This is a genomic window from Pseudomonas sp. P1.8, assembly GCF_001269805.1.
In the GTDB taxonomy this organism is placed as follows: Bacteria; Pseudomonadota; Gammaproteobacteria; order Pseudomonadales; family Pseudomonadaceae; genus Aquipseudomonas.
Genome location: NZ_LHVM01000019.1, coordinates 22194 through 46486, shown reverse-complemented (window position 1 = coordinate 46486; position 24293 = coordinate 22194). Strand labels below are relative to the sequence as shown.

The 24293-nt window shown below is 55.0% G+C and carries 23 protein-coding genes; 18 read left to right on the top strand and 5 right to left on the bottom strand.

The genetic code is table 11. From position 1 onward, the window contains the following. Positions 1-10 precede the first annotated feature (10 nt). The 9 genes from AD668_RS20830 to fabF all read left to right on the top strand — a co-directional run bounded on the left by AD668_RS20830 (position 11) and on the right by fabF (position 10430). Complete coding sequence (locus tag AD668_RS20830) at positions 11-961, top strand: SDR family oxidoreductase (protein ID WP_256220734.1); 951 nt, start codon at positions 11-13, stop codon at positions 959-961. Positions 962-981: 20 nt separating this feature from the next. Next, positions 982-2067: an acyltransferase gene (locus tag AD668_RS20825; RefSeq protein WP_156322381.1), complete on the top strand. Its 1086-nt coding sequence runs from the start codon at positions 982-984 to the stop codon at positions 2065-2067. A 31-nt stretch (positions 2068-2098) separates the two neighbouring features. Further along, positions 2099-2659 carry a sugar transferase gene (locus AD668_RS20820; protein ID WP_053161740.1) on the top strand — a complete coding sequence of 187 codons (561 nt, stop codon included), beginning with the start codon at positions 2099-2101 and terminating at the stop codon, positions 2657-2659. A gap of 201 nt (positions 2660-2860) precedes the next feature. After that, positions 2861-4858, top strand: coding sequence for a nucleoside-diphosphate sugar epimerase/dehydratase (locus tag AD668_RS20815; RefSeq protein ID WP_172681850.1), 1998 nt, complete (start codon positions 2861-2863; stop codon positions 4856-4858). 214 nt (positions 4859-5072) lie between these two features. After that, the gene (locus AD668_RS20810; RefSeq protein WP_053161738.1) at positions 5073-5555 is read left to right on the top strand and encodes an acyltransferase; all 483 of its coding nucleotides are present in this window, start codon (positions 5073-5075) and stop codon (positions 5553-5555) included. A gap of 451 nt (positions 5556-6006) precedes the next feature. Beyond that, on the top strand, positions 6007-7032 hold the full coding sequence (locus AD668_RS20805) for an acyltransferase (protein ID WP_156322380.1): 1026 nt from the start codon (positions 6007-6009) through the stop codon (positions 7030-7032). Between the two features lie 500 nt (positions 7033-7532). Beyond that, the gene (locus tag AD668_RS20800; protein ID WP_053161735.1) at positions 7533-7865 is read left to right on the top strand and encodes a ComEA family DNA-binding protein; all 333 of its coding nucleotides are present in this window, start codon (positions 7533-7535) and stop codon (positions 7863-7865) included. 463 nt (positions 7866-8328) lie between these two features. Continuing rightward, positions 8329-9123 (top strand): SDR family oxidoreductase, encoded by a 795-nt coding sequence (locus AD668_RS20795; RefSeq protein WP_053161733.1) that lies wholly within the window; start codon positions 8329-8331, stop codon positions 9121-9123. 32 nt (positions 9124-9155) lie between these two features. After that, on the top strand, positions 9156-10430 hold the full coding sequence (fabF, locus tag AD668_RS20790) for a beta-ketoacyl-ACP synthase II (RefSeq protein WP_053161731.1): 1275 nt from the start codon (positions 9156-9158) through the stop codon (positions 10428-10430). Here the strand turns inward: fabF and AD668_RS20785 are convergent. The 3 genes from AD668_RS20785 to rfbC form a co-directional block, all read right to left on the bottom strand. Further along, positions 10427-10984 carry a TetR/AcrR family transcriptional regulator gene (locus tag AD668_RS20785; RefSeq protein ID WP_053161730.1) on the bottom strand — a complete coding sequence of 186 codons (558 nt, stop codon included), beginning with the start codon at positions 10982-10984 and terminating at the stop codon, positions 10427-10429. The two genes, fabF and AD668_RS20785, sit on opposite strands and share 4 nt — an antisense overlap. Before the next feature lie 190 nt (positions 10985-11174). Further along, entirely contained in the window at positions 11175-11342 is a 168-nt protein-coding gene (locus tag AD668_RS29095; RefSeq protein WP_079246726.1) for a DUF2897 family protein, read from the bottom strand. 240 nt (positions 11343-11582) lie between these two features. Then, positions 11583-12128, bottom strand: a complete 546-nt coding sequence (gene rfbC, locus AD668_RS20780; RefSeq protein ID WP_053161728.1) for a dTDP-4-dehydrorhamnose 3,5-epimerase — start codon at positions 12126-12128, stop codon at positions 11583-11585. 195 nt (positions 12129-12323) lie between these two features. Here rfbC and kdpF point away from each other — a divergent pair, with 195 nt between their 5' ends. The 6 genes from kdpF to AD668_RS20750 all read left to right on the top strand — a co-directional run bounded on the left by kdpF (position 12324) and on the right by AD668_RS20750 (position 20403). Beyond that, positions 12324-12413 carry a K(+)-transporting ATPase subunit F gene (gene kdpF, locus AD668_RS20775; RefSeq protein WP_007963673.1) on the top strand — a complete coding sequence of 30 codons (90 nt, stop codon included), beginning with the start codon at positions 12324-12326 and terminating at the stop codon, positions 12411-12413. Positions 12414-12421: 8 nt separating this feature from the next. After that, on the top strand, positions 12422-14116 hold the full coding sequence (gene kdpA / locus AD668_RS20770; protein ID WP_053161725.1) for a potassium-transporting ATPase subunit KdpA: 1695 nt from the start codon (positions 12422-12424) through the stop codon (positions 14114-14116). 10 nt (positions 14117-14126) lie between these two features. Continuing rightward, complete coding sequence (kdpB, locus tag AD668_RS20765; RefSeq protein ID WP_053161723.1) at positions 14127-16184, top strand: potassium-transporting ATPase subunit KdpB; 2058 nt, start codon at positions 14127-14129, stop codon at positions 16182-16184. A gap of 143 nt (positions 16185-16327) precedes the next feature. Further along, a complete protein-coding gene (gene kdpC, locus AD668_RS20760) occupies positions 16328-16873 on the top strand; it encodes a potassium-transporting ATPase subunit KdpC (protein ID WP_053161722.1) in 546 nt (181 codons plus the stop codon). 131 nt (positions 16874-17004) lie between these two features. Continuing rightward, on the top strand, positions 17005-19656 hold the full coding sequence (locus tag AD668_RS20755; RefSeq protein WP_053161720.1) for a sensor histidine kinase KdpD: 2652 nt from the start codon (positions 17005-17007) through the stop codon (positions 19654-19656). 48 nt (positions 19657-19704) lie between these two features. Beyond that, complete coding sequence (locus AD668_RS20750) at positions 19705-20403, top strand: response regulator (protein WP_053161718.1); 699 nt, start codon at positions 19705-19707, stop codon at positions 20401-20403. 35 nt (positions 20404-20438) lie between these two features. Here AD668_RS20750 and AD668_RS20745 read toward each other — a convergent pair whose 3' ends face one another. Beyond that, on the bottom strand, positions 20439-21485 hold the full coding sequence (locus AD668_RS20745) for a patatin-like phospholipase family protein (protein WP_053161716.1): 1047 nt from the start codon (positions 21483-21485) through the stop codon (positions 20439-20441). A 222-nt stretch (positions 21486-21707) separates the two neighbouring features. Here AD668_RS20745 and AD668_RS20740 point away from each other — a divergent pair, with 222 nt between their 5' ends. The 3 genes from AD668_RS20740 (at position 21708) to AD668_RS20730 (ending at position 23884) form a co-directional block, all read left to right on the top strand. Beyond that, positions 21708-21986, top strand: coding sequence for a hypothetical protein (locus AD668_RS20740; RefSeq protein WP_053161714.1), 279 nt, complete (start codon positions 21708-21710; stop codon positions 21984-21986). A 117-nt stretch (positions 21987-22103) separates the two neighbouring features. Beyond that, positions 22104-22862, top strand: coding sequence for a CHAD domain-containing protein (locus AD668_RS20735; RefSeq protein ID WP_053161712.1), 759 nt, complete (start codon positions 22104-22106; stop codon positions 22860-22862). 224 nt (positions 22863-23086) lie between these two features. Further along, positions 23087-23884: an acyl-CoA thioesterase II gene (locus AD668_RS20730; RefSeq protein ID WP_053161710.1), complete on the top strand. Its 798-nt coding sequence runs from the start codon at positions 23087-23089 to the stop codon at positions 23882-23884. Here AD668_RS20730 and AD668_RS20725 read toward each other — a convergent pair whose 3' ends face one another. Then, the gene (locus AD668_RS20725) at positions 23885-24250 is read right to left on the bottom strand and encodes an Mpo1-like protein (protein ID WP_053161709.1); all 366 of its coding nucleotides are present in this window, start codon (positions 24248-24250) and stop codon (positions 23885-23887) included. Positions 24251-24293 lie beyond the last annotated feature (43 nt).

Genomic DNA, 24293 nt, shown 5'->3' with positions numbered 1-24293 from the left:
TAGAATTTTGATGACAGGTAGTACCGGATTTGTCGGTGGTGCGATCACGAGTTTGTTGACATCGAAAGGTCATTTTGAACTCATCAACATCACCAGGAAACCGGCTCCAGTAAATGGCGCCAGTAATCATGTAGTGAGGGATATTGCTACTTATGATGGCTGGCCTGAACTGCTTTCCGGGGTGGATGTAGTCATTCATTCCGCTGCTCGGGTTCATGTCATGTCGGAGACGGATCCCGATCCGTTGGCAGCGTTTCGCGCGGTAAACGTCGAGGCTACGCTGCGTCTGGCAAAAGAGGCTGAACTGGCCGGAGCCAAAAGGTTCATTTACATAAGCTCTATAAAAGTGAATGGTGAATCGACGCGTCCTGGTGTGCCTTTCCGTGCTGATGATGTACCTTCGCCTCAAGACCCCTACGGTGTGTCCAAGATGGAGGCGGAGCAAGCGCTTCTAAAAATGTCAGAAAGCTCTGCTATGGATGTTGTTATCATCAGACCTGTGCTGGTGTATGGACCTGGTGTCAAAGCCAACTTCGCGTCAATGATGAATTGGTTAATGACGGGAGTACCATTGCCACTGGGTCTGATAAAAAATAAAAGAAGCCTTGTGTCATCCTTTAATCTTGCACATCTAGTGCTCCACTGCGTGGATCACCCTAAAGCCTCGAACAAAATATTTCTTGTGAGTGATGGTGAGGATTTATCCACGACGCAGTTACTTAAAAAGCTGAAATTTTTCCTGGACAGCCATAGCCTTCTGTTACCAATTCCAGAATGGCTTATAAAATTATGTGCATCGCTGATTTTTAGGCGGGATATAGCAACAAGATTGTGTGGTTCACTCCAAGTGGACATTTCTGAAACGATACATTTGCTTGGTTGGACTCCACCGCAGACGGTAGATGAAGGGCTTGGAATCACTGCAAAGCACTTTAGGTCTATCAAGAATAAAAATAAATAAAGCCACGTAGGGTTTTCATTTTGATTGTTACAGAGTCAAAAAATAATAATAGTTTTAACCTTGTCAGAATGATGGCCGCATTATTTGTACTTGTGTCTCATTCTTACCCTCTGTCTCTGGGGCCTTCCGAGAAGGAGCCGTTATTTTCAATATTCGGTTTCACGCTCGGCGGGGTAGGTGTTATCACATTTTTTGTGATATCTGGATATTTCATATCGTTGAGTTGGGCTCGGTCGTCTGGCCTGGTCGATTTTTTTTGCGCAAGGTTCCTTCGGATTTATCCAGGCTTGGTGGTCGTATTGTGCGTCACAGCGTTTGTGATTGGTCCGCTATACACTGAGGTTTCTGTAAAAGAGTATTTTTCAAGCGAAACTACCTATGGGTACATCACTAATAATTTATGGTTGAAAAATATTCAGTTCGGATTGTTGGATGTTTTTGAGGATAATGTTTATCCCGGTGTAAATGGTTCGTTGTGGACGCTTTATTACGAAGTGGTACTTTACGGACTCGTAGCGGTACTTGGATATTTTTCGATTGTGGGTAATGCACGTCTTTTCCTGTGGTTTCTATTTGTGTATACAGTCGTTTATATTTTGTTCAAATTTTTTGTACTCAATAGCGAAGCGGCAGCAGGCTTGTTTAGAACGAAAAGCTTACACACATGGAGTTTGCCATTTGTTGTAGGAATGAGTTTCTTCCAGTTTTGGAGTTCAATGCGACACAAGCTTGCAATAGTAATTGTCCTCGTGCTGCTGTGTTGTTTGTTTTATGGATCTAACTGGTTTCTGGAGGCTTTTATAATAGCCTGGTGCTTTGTTGTGTTTCTCGTTGGGTTCGCAACGTCGAAGGTGTCAAGGTTCTATAACCGTCTTGGTGATTATTCTTTTGGAGTTTATATCTACGCCTTCCCTATTCAACAAATCATAGCGCATCATTTTCCACTTGTTCAACCTGTTCAAATGATCACTTTGGCATTTCCACTTTCACTCCTGGCGGCATTGGTTTCTTGGCATCTTATTGAGAAGCCCTGTATGCGTTACCGGGGCGGATTGGCAAATCTGCTTAAAGCACCCAGGGCAGTGTTGAAAAAGCGGCGTCTATAACTCGAAGTATGTTTAAAAGGTAGGGAAGTGTATGAAGCGGTTTCTCGATTTGTTATTGGCACTTTGTGTGTTGCTCGTTCTGATTGTTCCGATCATAATCGTTGCTATTGCTGTAAAGTTGACATCTGTTGGGCCTGTTTTTTACTGGTCGGATAGGGTTGGTATCAATAACTCAATTTTTAAGATGCCTAAATTTCGCTCTATGCGTACGGGCACCCCGGCGGTGGCGACACATCTTCTAAGTGATCCAGATCAGTACCTGACGCCTATCGGCGGTTTTCTCAGGCGCTCCAGCTTGGACGAACTTCCACAGCTATGGAGTATTTTGGTCGGCAATATGAGTTTTGTCGGTCCCCGCCCCGCATTGTTTAACCAAGTGGACCTGATTCAGCAGCGTACTGAAAAAGGTATTCATATGCTTCGTCCTGGCCTGACTGGTTGGGCTCAGATTAATGGTAGAGACGAACTGCCTATTCCCGTCAAAGTTCAATTTGATGCAGAGTATTTGGCCCGGCAATCCTTATGGCTTGACCTGAAAATATTGTGCCTGACGTTTCTCAAAGTCGTGCGTCGCGATGGTGTATCCCATTGAGACTCTGCGCTTGCAGACTCGGAAAATAGACGGATTTTTTTTGGTGTAGTCAAGCTATTTCTACGTTGCGATGGGTTCAGCACGCTTGGTTTTTTGATAAGCGCAGGCAAGATATTTTTGCTATCTTGCAAAAGCGTTCAGCGTTCGGCCCTGAGGCTTAAGCTGTGGTGATTATGGGTTTGCATATGAAGGTTGGTAAGGATGATTAACAAGGTGCGTTGGTGGTTGTTGGCTCTTCCAAGAAGCTATAAACGACTGTTGCAAGTTATAACTGACGTAATTCTCTTATGGTTTGCCCTATGGCTTGCGTTTATCGTACGCTTGGGAATCGACGAGATGATTAATCCGTTTCGGATTCATACTTGGCTGTTTATCTCTGCTCCTATTGTTGCCATTCCCCTGTTTGTGCGTTTCGGCATGTACCGAGCCGTAATGCGTTATTTCGGAAATGACGCATTAGTTACAGTTATCAAAGCCGTTAGCCTGTCAGCCCTTACGTTATCATTTATTGTATACTGGTATAGTAATCACCAAGCTGTTGTTCCTCGCTCGATCATTTTCAATTATTGGTGGCTGAGTATGATCATGGTCGGGGGGTTGAGGCTCGCCATGCGTCAGTATTTTTTGGGTGACTGGTTCTCGGCAACCCAACATGTCCCGTTCACCAACCGCGACGATGGACTTCCGAAGGTTTCGATATATGGCGCCGGGGCCGCTGGGAACCAACTGGTCGCGGCGCTACGCATGGGGCGCGTTATGCGCCCAGTGGCCTTCATTGACGATGATGAAGGTATTTCGAATCACGTAATTTCTGGTCTTCAGGTGTATAAACCTCGGGACATTCAGCGAATGATCGAAATCACGGGGGCTCAGGAAATACTGTTGGCCATTCCATCATCTACACGCGCTCGCCGTCGTGAGGTACTGGAGTTCCTGGAAACCTTTCCTCTGCATGTGCGTAGTGTTCCCGGTTTCATGGATCTGGCCAGCGGTCGAGTAAAAGTGGACGATATTCAGGAGGTCGATATTGCAGACCTCTTGGGCAGAGATGCAGTACCAGCACAAGCTAGTTTGCTCGAGCATTGCATTAAGGATCAGGTAGTCCTTGTGACCGGAGCAGGTGGTTCGATTGGCTCGGAGCTCTGTCGCCAGATCGTAGCGCTGCGCCCCACAGTACTTCTAATGTTTGATCATAGTGAGTTCAATCTCTATAGCATTCTTTCAGAACTTGAAAGACGACTGGCGCGGGAGTCATTGTCTTTGCGTCTTGTACCTATCCTTGGTTCCGTTCGCAATCAGGTTAAGTTGCTCGACATCATGAACACCTGGCGTGTAAGCACGGTTTATCACGCCGCTGCTTACAAACATGTTCCTATGGTTGAACACAATATTGCCGAAGGCGTGCTGAATAACGTGATCGGCACGCTCAATACAGCGCAGGCTGCGTTAGAAGCAGGTGTTTCTAATTTCGTATTGATTTCCACGGACAAGGCAGTACGCCCGACCAATGTGATGGGTAGTACAAAGCGCCTTGCTGAATTGACTCTTCAGGCGCTCAGTCGGGAGGTTGCGCCGATCTTGTTCGGTGATAAAGGGAACGTCTCTCGAGTCAATAAAACCCGTTTCACTATGGTGCGTTTCGGTAATGTGCTGGGTTCTTCTGGCTCTGTGATTCCACTGTTTCACAGTCAGATCAAATCGGGCGGACCGTTGACCGTCACTCATCCGAAAATCACTCGCTACTTCATGACCATCCCCGAGGCGGCACAACTAGTGATTCAAGCTGGGTCGATGGGGCGCGGTGGTGATGTGTTCGTGCTGGACATGGGGGAGCCGGTCAAGATAGTCGAGTTGGCGGAGAAGATGATTCACCTTTCCGGTTTGAGCATTCGTTCGGACAAGAACCTCCATGGCGACATCTCGATTGAATTTACAGGTCTTCGTCCCGGCGAAAAGCTTTATGAAGAGTTGCTGATTGGTGACAATGTGGCAGCAACCCAGCATCCGATGATCATGAGTGCAAATGAAGATTATCTCGCTTGGGACGTGCTGAAGGCCAAGCTAACTGAATTGCTTGCAGCGGTTGAGCTGGATGACTATGCCAGAGTTCGTCAGTTACTGCGCGATACCGTTAGTGGCTATGCCCCCGATGGAGAAATCGTCGACTGGATCTATCAGCAACGTCGACTCGAACCCTAATCCTCCGTGCAGAGTCGATGAAACCCAGACAGTCGAAGCGAATGCTGCCCGGCGACGTGCTCAAACGCTTTGATCGCTGGGGGATTGGCTTGCGGTTGGTAGTGATCAAAGTCGGGGCTGCTTGCGTACAAGCCTTTTGATGTCCTAGGGACAAAGCCTTTAAGCAGCCTACATATATGAGTGTAGACATTCTAATTGCTTAGGAGAAACAGCAATGGATGATTTTTTTGTTCACCCAGGCGCGCTTTGTGAATCAAATAAAATAGGTGCACGCACTAAAGTGTGGGCCTTCACTCACGTGCTCCCCGGTGCAGTAATAGGCGCAGACTGCAATATCTGTGATCACGTTTTTATTGAGAACGACGTTGTCGTAGGTGATCGGGTGACAATCAAGTGCGGCGTTCAGCTATGGGACGGCGTGGAACTCGAACATGATGTTTTTATCGGTCCTAATGTGACCTTTACAAACGATATGGCTCCGCGCAGCAAGGTCTACCCAGAAAAATTTTTGCGCACGACGGTGAAACGAGGAGCATCACTTGGCGCGAACTGCACCATTCTGCCCGGCATCACCATCGGTGCAAATGCCATGGTGGCGGCAGGGGCTGTAGTTACCAGAGATGTTCCGGATAACTGCTTGGTAGTTGGTTGTCCAGCGAAAGTTGTAGGGTTGGTGAAAGACGCCGATCGGGTTTGATTGATTAAGTTGATCAATGCTAAACGGCTTTTAAAGGTAACGATTTTTTGCTAAGTATACGGTAATGTTGTATTTCCGTAATTATGTTAATTAGGCTTCGAATTCCCAATCCGTTACCTGGTCGTTGGTAGAGGATTGATACGTATTTGATGAGGTCTGAATAGACCATGGTCAAAACAACCCATCCTGGTTCGATATCATCAAATAACTTCTGGTTGCCCGAAGCATAACAGTTGTAGCAACGCAGCGGGATAAAAGACAAGCGCTAAAATGGAACATTAAGAATGGACGTCTTTTCCAAGATACGAGGTGGCTTTTGGGATTGTTGCTCACAGCGAATATGGAGTTGGGCGCGTAAATTACCTTATAAGTAAGCTTCTAGACTGGTCCAGATTACCTCCGGAATCACAATTTCGTTATATTTATCCTGTTATTGTCAGGGGATGTAATATTGAAAAACTTAAGCGTTGGTCTTGATTTTGCCAGGGTTGTTGCTTGCTTGATGGTTGTTTTTTTACATGTGTCAGCAAGCGGTGTTGTTGTATTTGATTATAACTGGATTTACTCGAATGTTTACGACTCCTTTGTAAGGTCATGCGTGCCCATTTTCTTGATGATTTCTGGCGCATTGCTACTTTGCAGGACAGAAAACGCTTTGGTCTTTTACAAGAAACGTTTTTTGAGGATATTTCCCCCGTTGCTATTTTGGTCAGCATTTTACGCGATCTGGAAAAGTACCATGGGTATCGGGTACGGAGGTTTTTTTGATTCCTTGATCGCAATACTTAAGGGCCCAGTTTATTATCACTTATGGTATCTGTATGCGCTTGTAGGGATTTATCTTTTTATCCCTTTTATGTCAAAAATATTTATCAATTCCAGCAATCTGGAAAGAAGATTATATCTGGTTATTTGGATGGTTGTCGCCTGTGTAATTCCTTTGTTATCTTATTTTTATCCGGCGATGGGTGATTTGTCTAGTGTATACGGCTTGTCATCGTTTGTTGGGTTAGCAGGTTACGTCTTTCTTGGTGCTTTCGCTTTTGATCAAGTTGGAAGTCAGGGGCGATCGATCTCTGTGATGAAAGAGAGTGTTATTTTTATTTTTTGCAGTGTTCTAACCGCTGTATTTACGTATGCTTTGTCTGTTCGTGAGGGTGCACCTAATCAGTTATTTTACTCTTATCTTTCTCCGGTCGTCGTTTTTGCTTCACTTTCTGCTTTTAAATTGTTAATCGTGATGGGGTCGCGTATGGGTAAATACTCCCATTCACTAAGCGTGCTGTCGGGATGCACTCTCGGTATTTACTGTATTCATGTGTTTGTCATGAATAGATTTAGCCTGATTTATGGTTCGTTCATCGAACAACAATCCATGCTCTGGGTGATTCCTGTTTTATCTATTTCGATCTTTCTCCTGTCCCTTGTTCCTGTCTACGCCGCAAGAATATTCCAGCCGTTCAGGAAAATTATATAAATAGTGGGATTGAAAATTCCAAAATAGAACGGTATTGCTGTTTGCTGGGACTATTTAAATTTTGGGCGCCAGAGTCGCGTTCTCCGTTGCTATTTCGACTCAGCAACGATAACAGGCGGATGTAGACAGTGGGTGGCAGTAGGGGAGGAGCCAGCTGACTCGCTTATCTTGTTGCTACCAAAAAAACTCAGCCACGAACTGGTGCGATGGCTCGTCGCTTCGACTGATAGATTCATGAGGAAAACACCGGGCACGCGTAGCACTCTTGCTGACATCAAAAATCATGATTATTCCCAGACTGGCCATCAACTTCGCGGAAGCGGTATTGGCTATACCCACGAGCGCAAGGCGGCCCATAGGGCCTATTGACATCGTCGACTCGACCTCTGCGTATTCACATTCCGTAACGGACACAGTTTTGACAGAACCCGGTCAACGCCTAAGTTTGGGAGGCTGCTTTGGAAAAGCGGCTTTCCTCAAACGATGTTATGGAGCGTACTATGCGTATTGGTTACTTTTATTCGCTGTTTTTTGCCTTGCTCACCAGTGTCTCGATCGCGACTCACGCCGCGCCAGCAGTCGGGCCAGAGACGGCAAGTCCCCCAGTAGTGGCAATGACAGCGGGTTCACAATCTTCAACGGTCGACCTTAATACAGCCGATGCAGCGACGTTGCAAAGGGAGTTAACAGGTATTGGGGAGGCCAAGGCTAATGCAATTGTTGCTTATCGTGAAGGCAATGGACCGTTTGCCTCGATCGACGAATTGCTGGAAGTCAAAGGGATTGGCAAAGCCATTCTCGATAAAAATCGCGAGCGACTTCGGCTGAACTAACCTAATCAGCTTTATGGGCCGGTCATTGACCGGCCTTTTTGCATGTGCGAGAGGCTATGGTGCGTCTGTGGCTAGCGAGGTGCGAGGTTGCGCCTGAAAGGAGTTAACCTTCAACGCTCTATGTTCATGGTGGAACACGGAAGAATCTATTGAATCCAGGTAGACCATAGAAATGATGGGATGCACTGGATCTTGTCCAGGTGTTAGGTTTGAAACGAACGTGTTCGCATATTCTGGCCGGTGTATTCGGAACCGTATTTATGGCGAGTCAGAGGGCCGCGGGCGTAAATGTCTCCTCCTCTCGATTCCGCTGGGCGCTGGGCGGATGCACCACCCGTCGGCATTTTAAAAATTACGTATATCATATTTAATTTGGATTATGCCTATAATATATTAGCGTTTCGGCGAGGCGTGTTGAGATTCAAGCGCCTGGTTTCATCAAGCGTTCCACAGGAGCCCAGTCATGAATTCAGTCCAGCCCCAAGGTACAGCCCTCGTTACCGGCGCTTCTTCCGGTATCGGGGCGGTTTATGCGCAGCGATTGGCGGCGCGTGGCTTTGATTTGTTGTTGGTCGCCCGAGATTTTGACCGACTTGAGGCGACGGCAAGTAAGTTGCGCGCCGAGTATGGGATCCAGGTTGAGGTATTCAAGGCGGATCTGATAGAGAAGGAGGAGGTGCTGAAGCTTGAGCAGCGATTGCGCAGCGATTCAAGCATCAGTCTGTTGCTGAACAATGCCGGTATTGCAGCCGATGGCTTGTTGGGTAATGCCGATACCGACCAGCTTGAGCGAATGATTCAATTGAACGTCACGACTGTCACGCGATTGGCGTCGGCGGCAGCCGCCAGTTTTGCAAAGGCCGGTCGGGGGACAATCATCAACATCGCATCTGTGGTTGCGTTGTTTCCCGAGCGTTTCAATGCAACGTATAGCGCCAGCAAGGCTTATGTACTGAGTCTAACCCAGTCTTTGAACGCCGAACTGGACGGCACCGGCGTCAAGATTCAAGCCGTTCTGCCAGGTGTCACGCGTACTGAAATCTGGGAGCGCTCCGGTATCGACGCCTCACAAATTCCGGCAGATATGGTTATGGAGGCGGGCGAGATGGTCGATGCCGCCCTGGCCGGCCTGGATCAAGGTGAACTGGTCACCATTCCATCCCTGCCGGACGCAGCCGATTGGGACGCATTCGTTGCCGCGCGCTTGGTTCTTGCGCCAAATCTTTCCAAAAGCACATCTGCCGCACGTTACAAGTGAGGCATCCTCCATTAGCTTGAGGTGTATGCGGTATGAGTGATCGTCGAGTGGTTGTGACGGGCATGGGCCTGGTGTCTCCGTTGGGCAGCGGTGTCGAAGCTGTTTGGGGACGTTTGTTGGCAGGACGTTCAGGTTTGCGGAATTTGCCAGCCGAGGTGAGTGCCGATTTGCCGGCCAAGGTCGGCGGAATAGTGCCGACCTCGGCGGAGGATGCCGAGGCAGGTTTTGACCCGGACCTAGCAACACCGCCTAAAGAACAGAAGAAAATGGATCGATTCATTCTGTTTGCGATGGAGGCTGCTCGTCAGGCGCTTAACCAGGCCGGTTGGCAGGCGCTGGAAGCTTGTGCCCAGGAGCGCACGGCGACGATCATCGGTTCCGGAGTGGGTGGTTTCGGCGCGATTGCAGACGCGGTACGCACGACTGACAGCCGTGGACCGCGACGTTTGTCACCGTTCACCATTCCTTCTTTTCTGGTGAATCTGGCGGCCGGCCATGTCTCGATAGCACATGGCTTTAAAGGTCCACTGGGTGCGCCAGTTACCGCTTGCGCAGCCGGAGTTCAGGCCATCGGCGATGCCGCGCGTTTGATTCGCGCCGGGGAGGCAGACATTGCGGTCTGTGGGGGCACAGAAGCCGCAATCGACCGGGTCAGTCTTGCTGGATTTGCGGCGGCGCGTGCTTTGTCCAGCGGCTACAACGAAACCCCGGAACGAGCCTCTCGACCGTTCGACAGCGCGCGTGACGGGTTCGTCATGGGTGAGGGCGCTGGATTGCTGGTTATCGAATCTCTGGATCACGCGCTCGCCCGCGGTGCCCAGCCATTGGCAGAGTTGGTCGGCTATGGCACCAGCGCCGACGCCTATCACCTGACGGCAGGGCCTGAAGATGGCAGCGGTGCTCGCCGGGCCATGTCGCTGGCGTTGGCTCAGGCGGGCATTGCTGCGACACAGGTGCAGCATCTCAATGCCCACGCAACGTCGACGCCGGTAGGGGATCTTGGCGAGTTGGCTGCCATCAAGTCGTTGTTTGGTTCGGACAAGAAGATTGCCGTCACTTCGACCAAGTCGGCCACCGGCCATTTACTCGGTGCAGCCGGCGGGATCGAGGCGATATTCACGCTGCTGGCGATCCGAGATCAGATTGTCCCTGCCACTCTCAATCTCGAAAATCCCGACCCTGCGGCTGAGGGCGTCGACATCGTTCACGGTCAGCCTCGACCCATGACGATCGAATATGCCTTGTCCAATGGATTCGGATTCGGCGGCGTGAACGCCAGCGTGCTGTTCAAACGTTGGCGGGATTAATCCTGAGTTCTTTTCAGGTATCGGCGTGTGACGTCGAGAATTTGCTGGGCAAACTCGGCATCAGCGACGCTGCGCGATAACAACAAGGCGCCGACCAGCGTAGACATGATCACGATGCTGCGATCGGCGGCATGCTGTCCTTCCAGCGTACTTTCGATTTGATCCAGTCGAGCCTTGAGCACCATATCGCTCGTTGGGCTCGGTTGGCCGCGAAGGCCCAGTTCCGAAGAAATGGTCAGCAACGGGCAGCCTTCATGAGGTGAGGTTTGATGCCATTCGGACAAGTAGGCGTCAATAAAAGCTTCGAGGGGTTGCTCCTCGGAGAACAGTTGCGCACACAAGCCGTCTACCTGCTCGCCGGCTTCTTGTAACGCCTTTTCAACCAGTTCGTCCTTGGACTTGAAGTGCGAGTAAAAGCCCCCGTGAGTTAAACCCAATGCTTTCATCAACGGTTGCAGGCCGGTCGCGCCGATACCGTCGCGTCGAAATCGCGCCGAAGCTTCCTTGATGATGCGTTTGTGGGTTTGGGCTTTATGGTCCTGCGAGTAACGCATCTGATATCTCCACATCAATGCGCAACATATTAACCAATGAAAATTGGATGGTGACTGTACTTCTACTTCTAAAAAGCATGCAGATGCTTCGATCTTGGTCCAAACCGGTGATTAGCCTGCAACGAATGATGAGATTCTTTCAAAATATGCAGCGCAATAAAAAACCCGCCATTGTTGGCGGGTTTTTCGTTCAGCGGTCCTGCGCTTCCTTGGCGTCCATTTCCGCATTGCGTTCCGCGACGCGTTTACGTTGCTCTTCGGTAAGTTCGACTTTGTTGGCTGTGTCACGCAGCATCATCAAACCGCCAACGATCGAGCCAATGGCAACGACCAGAATCAACCAGGCATACCAGGGCATAGGACTCTCCTTGAAAGCAGGCAGGCGAGGGTTCGCCGACCATTTGTGCATACCACTTTGAGTAATGGGGCTTCATCGCAGTTCCATCGCAATCACCGCCATTCTATGCCTGTTATTCAAGGTTCACCGAATGGCTTTCAACGTGTGGGCAACATTGCATCCATCGGCGCTCCGGCGCGCAAATTGCGCGGCCAGCATGAGGTTCACTGGCCCATCAGTTGAAGCCTGGAAATCCGGGTTTCAGGAAAAAACCTCGGCCTCCTTGAAGTACGTTGCAGCCTGGTCTTTTGCCGACAGTTGCGGTACTTCGCTGAGCTGCCAGTCGATGGCCAGGTCCGGGTCATCCCAACGAATGCTGCGCTCGGCGGAAGGAGTGTAGTAGTCAGTGGTCTTATACAGGAATTCGGCGAAATCACTCAGCACCACGAAACCGTGGGCGAAACCTTCCGGAACCCATAACTGGCGATGGTTCTCGGCCGACAGTCGTACAGCGACCCACTTGCCGAAGTGTGGCGAGCTGCGGCGGATATCGACTGCAACGTCGAGTACTTCACCCACGGTCACTCTAACCAATTTGCCTTGAGTGTTTTCCAGCTGGTAGTGCAGGCCGCGCAATACGCCTTTTTGCGAGCGCGAATGATTGTCCTGAACGAATTGAGTATTCAGGCCAGTCGCATCTTCAAAAGCCTTGGCATTGAAGCTTTCATAAAAGAAGCCTCTTTCATCACCAAATACCTTCGGTTCGATGATCAGAACACCGGGCAGGTCGGTGGTGATTACATTCATGGGTGATTCTCCAGCAAAGGACATCAATGGCCGACATTCTTGCGCAAAGTGCGCACCTAAGCGAGTGGTGACTCTGGATTTCACTCTTTTACGGTTTCTTTATTCTCCGCCTCCCCCATCGATCTCGCACCTTTACACCCTCCCTCCCGACAATGACCCCACACGCGGCAATACGCCGTGACTGGGAGATCTTCCATGAGCGTTCTGGACGGGGTGTCGCTGCTGCTGGCAGCTGGGCTGTTCATTTATCTGTTGGTTGCGCTGTTGCGCGCGGACCGGAACTAGGAGCGGCCATGCACAGTTATGACTATTGGCTGATCCTTGGATTTTTCGCGGTGGTATTGGTTCCGGCACCGTTTCTCGGGCGCTTCTACTACAAGGTCATGGAAGGTCAGCGCACCTGGCTGACGCCGATTCTGGGACCGGTGGAGAGTGGCTGCTATCGGGTGGCCGGGGTTGATCCGCAAACCGAACAGAGTTGGCAGAAATACACGCTGGCCTTGCTCGCGTTCAACCTTGCAGGCTTCTTGCTGTTGTTCGCGATCCTGGTGTTTCAGGGCCACTTGCCGCTCAATCCACAAAACCTGCCGGGCCAGGAATGGACGCTGGCGTTCAACACCGCTGTCAGCTTCATGACCAACACTAACTGGCAGGGCTACAGCGGTGAAGCATCCCTGAGTTACCTCAGCCAGATGGTCGGTCTCACCGTGCAGAACTTTGTCAGCGCGGCCACCGGGCTCGCTGTTCTGGTTGCGTTGTGTCGAGGAATCGGTCGCAGGTCAACCAAAACCCTTGGCAACTTCTGGGTCGACATGACCCGCGCCACCCTCTATGGCCTGCTGCCGCTGTGTCTGTTGCTGGCGCTTTATCTGGTCTGGCAGGGGGTGCCGCAAACCTTCGCACAATATGTGAATGCGCTGACGATGCAGGGCGTCGATCAGGTGATCCCGCTCGGCCCGGCGGCGAGCCAGATTGCGATCAAGCAGCTGGGCACCAACGGTGGCGGGTTCTTCGGCGTGAACTCTGCGCATCCGTTCGAGAACCCGACCGCGTGGAGCAACCTGTTCGAAGTCGCATCAATCATTTTGATTCCGGTGGCGCTGGTGTTCACCTTTGGCCACTACGTAAAAGACCTGCGTCAGAGCCGCGCAATCATCGCCTGCATGCTTGCGCTGTTCCTGATTGGCGGAGCGACGTCGCTGTGGGCTGAAAATCAACCGAATCCGACCTTGGACAACGTAGCCGTTGAACAGACCGCGCCGCTCGAAGGCAAGGAATCGCGCTTCGGCACCACCGCCACGGTGCTGTGGTCGGTGACCACCACGGCGGCCTCCAACGGTTCGGTCAACGGCATGCACGACAGCCTCAACCCCCTGAGCGGCATGGTGGCGATGGTCAACATGATGGTCGGCGAAGTGATCTTCGGTGGCGTGGGCGCCGGGCTCTACGGCATGTTGCTCAACGTGTTGATCGCGGTATTCCTCGCGGGGCTGATGATTGGCCGCACGCCGGAATACCTCGGCAAGAAACTGCAAGCGAGGGAAGTGCAACTGTTGGTGCTGACCTTGATGGTCATGCCGATTGGCGTGCTGGTGCTCGGCGCAATCGCCGCCAGTCTGCCGGGGCCGGTGGCCTCGGTGAGCAACCCCGGTGCCCATGGTTTCAGTCAGTTGCTCTACGCCTACACCTCGGCCAGCGCTAACAACGGCTCCGCGTTCGCTGGTTTTGGTGCCAACACCCCGTTCCACAACGTGATGTTGGGGCTGGGTATGTTGATCGGCCGCTTCGGCTACATCCTTCCGGTACTGGCTCTGGCTGGCAGCCTGGCGATGAAGAAAACCGCCCCGATTGGTCAGAACAGCTTCCCGACCCATGGTCCGCTGTTCGTGACTTTATTGACCGTGACTATTTTGCTGGTGGGCGGCCTGACGTTCCTGCCGACCCTGGCGCTAGGCCCTATCGCTGAACATCTGAGCATGGGCTTCTGAGGACTGGACGATGAATATGCCTGCAATCAAACCGGTAGCCGTGAAGGCGTCGGAGCAACCCAAAACCGCGATTTCGGCCCTCTGGCGTCCGGCGCTGGTGCAAGCCTTCGTCAAACTCGATCCACGGCAACTCAAGCGCGCGCCGGTGATGCTGGTGGTTGAACTGACCGCGATCCTGACCACGGTGTTGTGCTTCATTCCCGACGCGGCGGTGCCAACTTTCGTCGCTGCACAAATCGCGGTGTGGCTATGGTTCACGGTGTTGTTCGCCAATTTCGCCGAAGCCTTGGCCGAAGGTCGCGGCAAGGCTCGCGCCGACAGTCTCAAGGCCGGCAGCGAAGGCCTCAGCGCTCGGCGTAAAACCAGTAACGGCAGCTTTCAAGTGGTGCCTGCCGCCAACTTGAGAAAAGGCGATGTGGTACGTGTCGAAGCGGGGGAGATGATTCCCGGTGACGGCGAGGTGATCGAGGGTATCGCAGCGGTCAACGAAGCGGCGATCACGGGTGAATCTGCGCCCGTGATCCGCGAGTCCGGCGGCGACCGCTCCGCCGTCACCGGCAATACGCGGCTGGTCTCGGACTGGCTGCTGGTGAAGATCACCGCCAACCCCGGTGAGTCGACGCTGGACCGCATGATCGCCCTGGTCGAAGGCGCCAAGCGCCAGAAAACCCCGAACGAAGTGGCGCTCGATATCCTGCTGATCGGCCTGACCCTGATCTTCCTGCTGGTGGTCGTCACCCTGCAACCGTTCGCCCATTTCGCGAATGGCAGTCTGCCGCTGGTGTTTCTGGTGGCGCTGTTGGTGACGCTGATTCCGACCACCATCGGTGGTTTGCTGTCGGCCATCGGTATCGCCGGGATGGACCGTCTGGTGCGCCTGAACGTGATTGCAAAATCAGGTCGGGCAGTGGAAGCGGCGGGCGACGTGCACGTCCTGCTGTTGGACAAGACCGGCACCATCACCTTTGGTAACCGTCGTTGTTCAGCGGTGTATGCCGCGCCGGGCGTGACTGCCAGGGAACTGGCTGAAGGTGCGCTGTTCGCCTCACTGGCCGATGACACCGCTGAGGGTAAATCCATCGTCGAGTACCTGCGCGGGCTTCATCCGCAACCGGAACCCTGCGCTGATCTGCTGACAGCCGTGCCGTTCAGTGCCGAGACTCGCTTGTCCGGGGTCGACTATCAGGGCCGGGTTTATCGTAAAGGTGCAGTGGATTCGTTGCTGGCCTTCGTCGGCCTGAAACGCGCCGACCTGGCACCGGCACTGTCCCGGGAAATCGACAAGATCGCTCAGAGCGGCGGTACTCCGTTGCTGGTGTGTGCCGACGGCAAATTGCTCGGCGCAATACACCTCAAGGATGTGGTCAAGCCCGGTATCCGCGAGCGTTTCGCCGAGCTGCGCAAGCTGGGGATCCGCACGGTCATGGTCACCGGCGATAACCCGTTGACGGCCGCCGCCATTGCCGCCGAAGCAGGCGTTGACGACGTGCTGGCCGAAGCCACGCCGGAGAAAAAACTGGCGCGCATTCGTCACGAGCAGAACGACGGCCGGCTGGTAGCGATGTGCGGCGATGGCGCCAACGATGCCCCCGCACTGGCCCAGGCAGACGTCGGCATGGCGATGAACGATGGCACGCAAGCCGCACGCGAAGCCGCCAACATGGTCGACCTCGACAGCGATCCGACCAAGCTGCTGGACGTGGTACAGATCGGCAAGGAATTGCTGGTCACCCGCGGTGCGCTGACGACCTTTTCCATCGCCAACGACGTGGCGAAATACTTCGCCATCCTGCCGGCGTTGTTTGCCTCGATCTACCCGCAACTCGGTGTGCTCAACGTGATGCACTTGAGCAGTCCGCAGAGCGCGATTCTCTCGGCGATCGTGTTCAACGCCCTGATCATTGTGGTGTTGATTCCGCTGGCACTGCGCGGTGTGCGCGTGCAGGCGGCGAATGCGGCGGCGTTGCTGCGACGCAATCTGTTGATCTACGGACTGGGCGGGATTGCGGTGCCGTTCGTGGGTATCAAGGCCATCGACATGCTGTTGACGGCGTTGCATCTGGTTTGACCTGACACCCCATTGCAGGAACGAGCTTGCACGCAAAGGTAGTGAACGATAACGCGTCCTATGTGATAGGACGCGGCGCTTTCAGATCCATCGCGAACAAGCTCGCTCCTACAGGTAATTGCTGCCAATTCGAGGATTTTGACATGTCCACATTGATACGCCCGGCCCTGAGCCTGTTGGTCCTGATGACCCTGATCACCGGCGTTGCCTATCCCTTGGTCGTCACGGGTGTGGCTCAGGTTGCATTCCCGGATCAGGCCAATGGCAGTCTGGTCTACGATGCCGAGGGCAAGGTGCGAGGTTCGTCGTTGATTGCCCAGGATTTCGTCGGCGATGCGTGGTTCCATCCGCGCCCATCGGCGGGCGCCTTTGCCACCGTGTCGAGCAGCGCCAGCAATCTTTCACCGAGCAATCCGGCGCTGGCTGTTCGTGTGATCAATGATGCGAACAAACTGCTTGTGCCAGGCCAGGGGGCGGTGCCGTTGGCGCTGGTCACCACATCCGGCAGCGGCCTCGATCCACACTTGCCACCGGCGGCGATTGCCTATCAACTGGCGCGTGTTGCGGCGGCGCGAAATCTGCCGGTTGCCACCTTGCAGAATCTGCTGGACGAGCACATTGAGCAGCCCCTTGTAGGACCGCCGGTGGTGAATGTGCTTGAGCTGAATCGGGCGCTGGAAAGCCTGTAAATCGACGGCGCCATATTCGCGAGCTGGCTCGCTCTCACAGGAGTACGCATTCCAAATGTGGGAGCGAACCTGCTCGCGATGACGGCCTCACAATCGCTACATCAACATCAAAAAAATCGAGAACCCCAGACATGAGCGACTCCGGCCGCGCCGATGCGCTGTTAGCAGATCTGCCCCGCGATGGTCGCGGCCGGCTCAAGGTTTTTCTCGGTGCCGCGCCGGGTGTCGGCAAGACCTACGCCATGTTGCAATCGGCGCACACCCAACTGCGCCAAGGGGTGAAAATCATTGCCGGGGTCGTCGAAACCCACGGCCGGGCCGAAACCGAAGCATTGCTCAGCGGCTTGCCTCAGCAGCCCCTGCTGCGCTCGGAATACCGAGGCGTGACGCTCGAAGAAATGGACCTCGATGGTCTGCTGGCGGCCAAACCAAAACTGGTGCTGGTGGACGAACTGGCCCACACCAACGCCCCCGGCAGTCGTCACGAAAAACGCTGGCAAGACATCCAAGAGCTACTCGCCGCTGGCATCGACGTGTACACCACGGTCAACGTCCAGCACCTGGAAAGCCTCAATGACCAGGTGCGCGGCATCACCGGCGTACAGGTGCGCGAAACATTGCCCGACTGGGTGCTGCAAGAAGCCTATGAATTGCTGCTGATCGATTTGCCACCGCGCGAGTTGCTTGAGCGGCTGCGCGACGGCAAGGTCTACGTGCCGGAGCAGGCGCGTGCTGCGATCGATGCTTTTTTCTCCCAGACCAACCTGACGGCCCTGCGCGAACTGGCGATGCAAACCGCGGCCGCTCAGATCGATAACGATCTGGCCCAGGGTTATCGCCAACTCGGTCAAGCCGCGCCGGCCGTGCGCGGGCGTTTGCTGGTGGGTGTCGACGGCGATGCCCAGGCCGAGCGGCTGGTGCGTCACGCCAGTCGCATCGCCCAGCGTCGCCATCTGCCCTGGAGTCTGGTGCATGTCGACAACGGCAGCGTGCGTGACGAGCAATCGCGCCTGCGCCTGCAAAGTGCCCAGCAACTGGCTGAGCGTCTGGGCGGAGAGGTGGTGCTGTTGCGGGCAGGTGAAGTGGCGAAAACCCTGATCCAGCATGCCGCCGAACGACGCGCCAGCCTGGTGTTGGTCGGCCAGTCCCGGCCACGTCTGCGTCGTCGATTGTTCGGTGGCGGGCTGGCGGCACGTTTGCTGCGCAATGCACGCGGGCTGGAAATAAACGTTCTCGACGGTGATCACGAGCAACATCAGCCTCATCAACGGTCGATGCAGGCGTTGGTATGGTTTGATTACGCCCTGGCAGTGGTGGCAACGGTATTGGCCAGTGCCCTGGCGTCGGCGGTGGCGAGTGTGTTGGCGTTGCCGAATATCTCGTTGGTGTTCCTCGCCGCTGTCCTGCTGGTTGCGGTGCGCAGCAGTATCGGGCCGGCGCTGACCTGTGCGGCGCTGTCGTTTCTGGCCTATGACTTCCTGTTCATTCCGCCGAATTTTTCCTTGAGCATTCAACGCGAAGAAGACGTGCTGACCTTGCTGTTTTTCCTGTTGATGGCGGCACTGACTGGTAATCTGGCCGCGCGTCAGCGACGGCAATTGCAGGCACTGCGCGACACCCAGGAAGAGACCACCGAACTGCTCGACCTGTCGCGCAAGCTGACTGCCGCTACCGACCGTCAGGCTGTGGTCAGCGCCGCGGCACAGCACCTCAACGGCTGGAGCGATCTGCAACTGTGCCTGCTCAACCGCGACGGTCAAAGCGCCTGGATAGTCGAGACCGGTGGCCCGCTGGAACTGACCGAAGCCGAGCGCGCCGCTGCCGATTGGGCCTGGCAACACGATCAGCCGGCTGGCGCAGGCACTGGCACTTTGCCGTTCGGACGTTGGTGGTGGTGGCCATTGTCGGTCGAGGATGGCCCGTTGGCGCTGCTCGGCGTATGCGCCAAAGAGGGCCAGACCTTGAGTGGGCAGCGTCGGCGTTTGTTGACGGCGCTCAGTCAGCCACTGGCGCAGGCGCTGGCTCGTGCGCAACTGGTCGACGACCTCGAAGCCGCTCGACTGCACGGCGAAACCGAACAATTGCGCAGTGCCTTGCTGGCCTCGGTGTCCCACGATTTGCGCACACCACTGACCTCAATGCGCGGCAGCATCGACAGCCTGTTGGCCCTTGGCGAGGCGATTGGGCTGGAGGACCGCCGCGAATTGCTCGAAGGGACTCGGGATGAAGCCGAGCGCCTGGATCGCTACATTCAAAATCTGCTGGACATGACCCGCCTCGGTCACGGTGCACTGAAACTGTCACGAGACTGGGTGTCGCCGGCCGATATTGTCGGCAGTTCACTCAATCGCCTGCGGGCGGTCTTGTCGTCCTTGCACGTCAGCACGCAGGTGCCCGCCGAGTTACCCCTGTTGTATGTGCATGCGGCGCTGATCGAACAGGCCCTGGTCAACGTGCTGGAAAATGCCGCACGTTTCTCGCCCTCTCGCGGACGTCTGCAGTTGCATGCCGGGGCTGATGACAAGGAGCTGTTTTTTTCGGTCAGTGACGAGGGGCCAGGCATTCCGGAGGCGGAGCGGGCAAAGATTTTCGATATGTTCTATACCGCTGCTCGCGGCGATCGTGGCGGGCATGGCACCGGGCTTGGGTTGGCCATTTGTCAGGGCATGGTCGGTGCCCATGGCGGTCGTATCAGTGTTGCGGACGGCATCGAGGGGCGTGGCACCTGCATCACCTTGCACCTGCCGCTGCAGGCGCAGCCGGGATACGAAAGTGAAGCCTGATCGTGCTTGCGCTACTCTCTTGTCACTTCTATGTGTTGATGTGAATTCATGAGCCAGACCGCGACCATTTTGGTCATCGATGACGAACCGCAAATCCGCAAATTCCTGCGCATCAGCCTCGCTTCCCAAGGTTACAAAGTGCTGGAAGCCGGCACCGGCAGCGAAGGCCTGGCGCAGGCCGCCTTGAACAAACCGGACCTGCTGGTGCTGGACCTTGGTTTGCCGGACATGGACGGCCAACAAGTGCTTAGCGAGTTTCGCGAGTGGTCGAAGGTACCGGTACTGGTGCTGTCAGTGCGCGCAAGCGAAGGGCAGAAAGTCGAGGCTCTGGATGGCGGCGCCAATGATTACGTGACCAAACCGTTCGGCATCCAGGAGTTTTTGGCGCGGATTCGTGCGTTATTGCGTCAGGCAACGGTGGGCGAGGCTCAGCAAGCTGCGCTGACCTTCGGCCCGCTGACCGTCGACCTCGCTTATCGGCGCGTATTGCTCGACGGTGTCGAGGTGGCGTTGACCCGAAAGGAATACGCCGTACTGGCGCAACTGGCGCGGCATCCCGGGCGGGTGATCACCCAGCAGCAACTGCTCAAGGACATCTGGGGACCGACCCACACCGAGGACACCCATTACCTGCGGATTGTGGTGGGCCATTTGCGCCAGAAACTGGCGGACGACCCGACCCGGCCTCGGTTTATCGTGACCGAGGCGGGTGTGGGGTATCGATTGTTGAGTGAGGTCAGTCTTTAGTTTTTTTACTGTTTGAGCTGGCCCTATCGGGCATTTCAACCATCGCGCTTCTGCTCATTCTCATACCGATCCAGTGTATCGCGCGCAATCTCGCGCCCCAACGCGATCAATTCCGGTGCCTTGTAGAACTCAAAAAACCGGCACACCCGCTTCGGCACGTTGATCAGGATATCCGGTGGATACCCGGCAATCTTGTACTGCGCCAGCGACGTCTGCATCACCTCGAAACTCTGGTTGATCAGATCCAGCAACGACGCCGGGCCAACGTTGTCGATGATGAATGAACCGGTCGCGGATCGTGGCGCACCAGAGGATTCTGGAGCTGCAGCGGGTTGTTGGGCCTCCGGTTCGGCGGACTCGATCCACGGGTTGAGCTTCGCGCCTTCGGCTCTCAAGGCTTCCTGTTCCAGAATCAACAGTTGTTCGGCCTGTTTGCGCCGGAACGGCAACTTCGAACCCAGTGAGTTGATCAAACTGTCGAAACGCGTTTTGAACGCGGCGGGACGCTGGATCACCGGCAGTTGGTAGTGACGCTGGTTGGTGGAGTTGAGGTTGACCGCGATGATCAAATCACAGTGACTCGATACCACCGGAACGATCGGCAGCGGATTGAGAATGCCGCCGTCGACCAGCATGCGATTGCCTTGCATGACCGGCGTGAACAGGCTCGGAATTGCCGCTGAGGCGCGCATGGCCTGGTGCAGGCAGCCTTCCTGGAACCAGATTTCCTGCTGGTTGGTAAGGTCGGCGGCGACCGCCGTGTAGGGAATGCGCAGGTCTTCGATGTTGATATCACCGACGATCTTGCGAATCTGGCCGAAGACTTTTTCGCCGCGAATCGCCCCCAATCGAAAGCTGACGTCCACCAGGCGCAACACGTCGAGATAGTCCAGGCTCTCGATCCAGTCGCGATAATCATTGAGTTTGCCTGCGGCGTAGATCCCGCCCACCACGGCGCCCATGGAGCAACCGGCGATGCAGGCGATGTCGTAACCGCGCCGTTCAATTTCTTCGATGACACCAATATGCGCATACCCTCGGGCTCCACCCGAGCCCAGCACCAGTGCGACACGCTTTTTCATGAATCGCCCTCGTCTGACCAGATTCAACAATGCACCCATCGAGGGGCGCGCTTCAATCGGCAAAGTCGTTCGAAGCGGTGAAGGCGTCGTTTTTTCGACACTCCATGGCGGCACATGGTTATTCTCGCCGGCGCTATAGTGGGCGAAGCGGACCAACGGCACTTTTTAGGCGCCAGACCGTCTTAACTGCACGATTGTTGACCTATCTTTGAGGTGTGAGTGATGAAAGCCTGGATCTGTATACCGCTGATTGCCCTGGCGCTTGCCGGTTGTGCCGGTAAAACCGCCTACCGCGACAGTTGCGGTAGCCAACTCGATGCCGCTTGGCATGAGTTGGACCTGGCCAAGGCCGAGGGTTTTGCCGGGACTGTCAGCTATTCCAAGGCCTTGTCGCTGTTGACCGCGGCCAAGACCCAACAGCAATTCGAAGGGTTCGAAGGTTGCAGCAAGAAAGCCGAGAAGGCCCGTTTCTATATTCGTGAGTCGCGCGCCGGACGCTAGGACGAGCTGTGCACTGGTTTGTCGGCGATAGAATGTTCAATCACAGTGAGCTCAAGCTCGCCATCGCCGGCAAGCCAGCTCCTGCAGTTGGTTAAGGCACTGTTTACGGAGTAACCCATGATCGATCGCTTGGTGGCTCAAGTTCTAGGCCTGGAAGTTCGTCTGCTGGCCTGTCAGGCACGCTTGGATGCCCGTACCGACCCCGAGGCGTTGCATGACCTGCGAACAACGATGCGTCGATTGCGCAGCCTGCTGCGGCCGTTGCGCGGTTTGCCGGGCGTCGAGCAGCTGGAGGAGGCGGCATCGCGGGTGGGTGACCTGACCACGCCGTTGCGGGATCGCGAAGTCATGGCGGCGTACCTGCTTGAGCACGGCCAACCCGAAGCTGGACGCAGACGCATGGCTCAGATGGCTGAGGCGTACCCGGCCGTGGCGAGCAGTATCGAGTTGTCGCAGCTATTGATCGTGCTCGACGCTTTTCCGCGTTTTTTGCGCGCATCCCAACGTCAGGGTTTACTCAAGGGGCTGCGCCAGCACATCGAAAAGCGGCTGGCCAAACAATGGAAAAAGCTCGACAAGGCATTGCACGATCCGGCCCATGACCGGCATCGACTGCGGTTGCTGATCAAGCGCTCGCGCTATGGCATCGATGCCTACCCGGAGCTGAACCGGTTACCGAAAAAAGCCATGCCTCGGTTGAAAGAGGCTCAAGGCGCTTTGGGTGACTGGCACGACTGCGTTCAGTGGCTGGCCCTGGCCGAGCACGAAGCTGACTTGCAACCTTGTGTCGCCGTGTGGAAAGCCACGATGGCCAAGGCCGAAAGCCGCGCCGATAAAGTGCTGGATAAACTCAGCGCTGACTGCTTCAAATCCTGAACCCGATGCATCCCCCTGTAGAAGCGAGCTTGCTCGCGATGGCGGCGGCACATCCAACATCGATGTGACTGACACACTGTTATCGCGAGCAAGCTCGCTCCTGCAGAGAGTGGTGTCCACCACTGTGCGGCTCATCTGTCAGTCAATTTGGCCGGAATGAGTGCTGTATGGCCTCTGACCGATCGTTAATATTCCTTCATCCAATTCCCGCTCCTGAGGTTTTCATGCGTTTTTCCGAATTGCTCGACGCCGTCCGCCGCCAGCCACAGGAACTGTCTATTCCGGCCTCCTGGGCACAGGGGCGGGCCAGTTTCGGTGGCTTGGTGGCGGCGCTTCAATTCGAAGCCATGCGCGCAAAGGTTCCGACGGATCGTGCGGTTCGCTCGCTGGCGATCACCTTCGTGGGCCCGGTCGAGCCTGAAGTCCCCGTCAGCTTTGAAGTCGATGTGTTACGCGAAGGCAAAGCCGTCAGCCAGGTACTGGGCCGAGTGATGCAAAGGGGCCAGGTGGTGACGTTGATCCAGGGCAGCTTCGGCGCCTCGCGCCCATCGGAAGTGGCGGTTAACGCTGAGCGTGCGCCAGAGATGAAGCATTGGGACGAATGCCAGGAGTTGCCGTTTGTCGAAGGCGTTATCCCGGAATTCATGCGGCATTTGGCGATGCGCTGGAGTATCGGCGGACTGCCGTTCAGCGGTAGCACCTCTCGGCAAATGGGCGGATGGGTTCGCTTGCGCGGCGATGAGGCGGAAGAGGCGGTCAGTGAAGCGCACATTCTGGCGCTGGTGGACGCTTGGCCACCTGCTGTATTGCCCTTTTTGAAAAAGCCGGCGATGGGTAGCACGTTGACGTGGACTATCGAGTTCGTGCAGCCCTTGCTGGAACTGAGCGCGCTGGCGTGGTGCAAATATCTGGTAGAAACCGAGTATGCAGCCGACGGTTACGGCCATGCCGCCGCGAAGTTGTGGAGCGCGGACGGTCGGTTGATTGCCATGAGTCGGCAGACCGTGACGGTTTTTGCCTGATCAAGGACGACGGTGGCGCTCACGCCAGGCGCGCCACCAGCCACCGCTCAGGAAAAATCGTGGGAAGGTCAGAAATTGCTCGACCATCAGGCGCGACATCGCGTCTTTGCGATCACTGAACGGCTCGGAGGCTTGCGTCTCAAGGCTGTGGCCGTGACGTTGCAAGCCCAGTGCGGCGATCACACCGATCACGCCGATGGCAACGTTCGCCAGGTTCAGGCCGAACACCCCGGACACAATCAGCACAAACGCCACGATGAACAGCGGCACCGCAATCAGGTGCAACACCAGATTTGTCGGGTGCTGATGATTGTTCGGATACGCGCGCCATTGCCACGCGGGAAGGTTGGGGTGTCGTTTGCCCATGATGCTGATCCTCTATCCATGCTGAACACATGATTGAAGAATA